This window comes from Spirosoma endophyticum, assembly GCF_900112365.1.
Lineage (GTDB): Bacteria > Bacteroidota > Bacteroidia > Cytophagales > Spirosomataceae > Spirosoma > Spirosoma endophyticum.
The window spans coordinates 1-3,002 of sequence record NZ_FOLQ01000068.1 but is presented as its reverse complement, the minus strand read 5'-3'; the positions used below and the strand labels follow the sequence as shown (position 1 = coordinate 3,002).

Sequence of the window (3,002 nt, the reverse complement as noted above, 5' to 3'; positions counted from 1 at the left end):
CCGGCCCTTGTGCTTACTATCTTCGTCCAGGTATCGATCCTGTAAAACTATCTACTCAACACACGTCCGGGGCCATTAGTACGGCTCGGCTTAATGCGTCTCCACACTTACACCTGCCGCCTATCAACGTCGTCGTCTACAACACCCCTTTATACCGGAACACTCATCTTCAGGCCAGTTTCGCACTTAGATGCTTTCAGCGCTTATCTGATCCCCACGTAGCTACTCGGCCGTGCCTGCGGCCAAACAACCGATTTGCCAGCGGTGAGTCCATCCCGGTCCTCTCGTACTAAGGACAGATCCCGTCAGTATTCCCACGCCCACCACAGATAGGGACCGAACTGTCTCACGACGTTCTGAACCCAGCTCGCGTGCCACTTTAATCGGCGAACAGCCGAACCCTTGGAACCTTCTCCAGCCCCAGGATGTGACGAGCCGACATCGAGGTGCCAAACCTCCCCGTCGATGTGAGCTCTTGGGGGAGATCAGCCTGTTATCCCCGGCGTACCTTTTATCCTTTGAGCGATGGCCCTTCCATGCGGAACCACCGGATCACTATACCCTGCTTTCGCACCAGATCGGCTTGTAGGCCTCACTGTCAAGCTTGCTTCTGCTATTGCACTCCCCTGCCGATTACCGTCCGGCATGAGCAAACCTTGGGAAACCTCCGTTACCCTTTCGGAGGTGACCACCCCAGTCAAACTACCCACCAAACACGGTCCGAGTTCCCTCGTTAGAACACCAGTAAGCCAAGGGCGGTATTTCAAGGTTGATTCCACGATGCCTGGCGACACCGCTTCGCAATCTCCCGCCTATCCTACACATGACTGACCGGTACTCAATGTTAAGCTGTAGTAAAGGTGCACGGGGTCTTTCCGTCCCGTGGCGGGTAAGCGGCATCTTCACCGCTACTACAATTTCACCGAACTCATGGTTGAGACAGTGCCCAGATCGTTACACCATTCGTGCAGGTCGGAACTTACCCGACAAGGAATTTCGCTACCTTAGGACCGTTATAGTTACGGCCGCCGTTTACTGGGGCTTCAGTTCAAACCTTCGAGTTACCCCTAAGCTCCCCCCTTAACCTTCCAGCACCGGGCAGGTGTCAGACCCTATGCGTCAACTTTCATTTTGGCAGAGTCCTGTGTTTTTGGTAAACAGTCGCCTGGGCCTCTTCTCTGCAGCCGCTGTTGCCAGACGGCCCCCCTTATCCCGAAGTTACAGGGTAATCTTGCCGAGTTCCTTAACCATGATTCTTTCGCGCACCTTAGAATATTCTTCCCAGCTACCTGTGTCGGTTTACGGTACGGGTATCCATACGCTTAACGGCTACTCACTTTTCTTGGAAGCCCCGTCAACACTTCGCTTCAGCCGAAGCCTCCGCTCAACGCCCTATTCCGTCAGGACGTAGTATCTCTAGCACTCCGTCATGAGCACCCCTGCATAGATAGTGTGGGAATATTAACCCACTCCCCCTCAAAGCCCGGCCTTCGCCTGCTCCTTAGACCCCGACTAACCCTCCGATGACTGCCATCGCGGAGGAAACCTTAGCTTTTCGGTGTGAGGAGTTCTCATCCTCATTCTCGTTACTTATGCCTACATTTGCTTTTCTATGCGGTCCACCACAGCTCACGCTGCAACTTCACCCCCCACAGAATGCTCTCCTACCACAAGTTAGTCTAACTAACTGTCCATATCTTCGGTGATGTGCTTGATGCCCGTTTATTATCGACGCCCGCCCCGCTCGACCAGTGAGCTGTTACGCACTCTTTAAAGGAATAGCTGCTTCCAAGCTAACCTCCTGGCTGTCTCAGCAGCCGGACCGCCTTTGTTCAACTTAGCACACACTTAGGGACCTTAGATGATGGTCTGGGTTGTTCCCCTCTCGGACTTGGACCTTAGCACCCAAGCCCTCACTGCCACGCACCTCTCTGCGCATTCGGAGTTCATCAGAAGTTGGTAGGATGTGACTCCCCCGCATCCTGTTGGTCGCTCTACCTCACAGACAGTAACACGTAACGCTGTTCCTAAAAACATTTCGGAGAGTACGAGCTATTTCTCAGTTTGATTGGCCTTTCACCCCTATCCCCAGCTCATCCGGAAGCTTTTCAACGCTTATCGGTTCGGCCCTCCACGGTGTGTTACCACCCCTTCAGCCTGGCCAGGGATAGATCACCAAGTTTCGCGTCAACCCCCACTGACTCAGGACGCCCTGTTCAGACTCGCTTTCGCTTCGGCTGCTTGACTCAAGTCAATTAACCTTGCCAGTGACGGTTACTCGTAGGCTCATTATGCAAAAGGCACGCTGTCACTACACGCTGGTAGCTCCAACCGCTTGTAAGCGCCTGGTTTCAGGATCTATTTCACCCGGGTACTCCCCGTACTTTTCACCTTTCCCTCACGGTACTCTGCGCTATCGGTCTTCTGATTGTATTTAGCCTTACCGGATGGTGCCGGCCGATTCAGAGGGAATTTCTCCGGTTCCCCCCTACTCAGGAATCCCAACCCATTAGTCCACTGACCGGTACGGGACTCTCACCCTCTGTGGTGTCTTTTCCCAAAGACTTTCCGTTCGCTTTCTAACTTTATGTCAGGTCCTACTACCCCCGCCACGCCGTAACGTGATGGGTTTGGGCTGTTCCGCGTTCGCTCGCCACTACTGACGGAATCACAATTGTTTTCTCTTCCTGCGGGTACTTAGATGTTTCAGTTCTCCGCGTTTGCCCCTATTGCTAGGTGATGGTTCTTCAAACCACCGGGTTGCCCCATTCGGATACCAACGGATCAGCCCCTGCCAGCGGGTCCCCGTCATGTTTCGTCGCTTGCCACGTCCTTCCTCGCCATCAGAAGCCTTAGGCATCCCCCAGACGCCCTTTTGCTGTGTGTTGACCACACGTCTACTCGATACCTATCTTAAAACAGTTTGCTCTAAAGCAAACCCGTTCTCTTGACCCACCATCTTGCGATAATGAGTCAGTCTCTCCCTGTAGGTCAAAGAACAT

The 3,002-nt window shown here is 53.5% G+C and carries 1 rRNA gene; it reads right to left on the bottom strand.

Annotation, left to right across the window (positions count from 1 at the left end):
* Positions 1–54: 54 nt before the first annotated feature.
* Positions 55–2,888, bottom strand: a 23S ribosomal RNA gene (locus tag BM202_RS36400).
* Positions 2,889–3,002 lie beyond the last annotated feature (114 nt).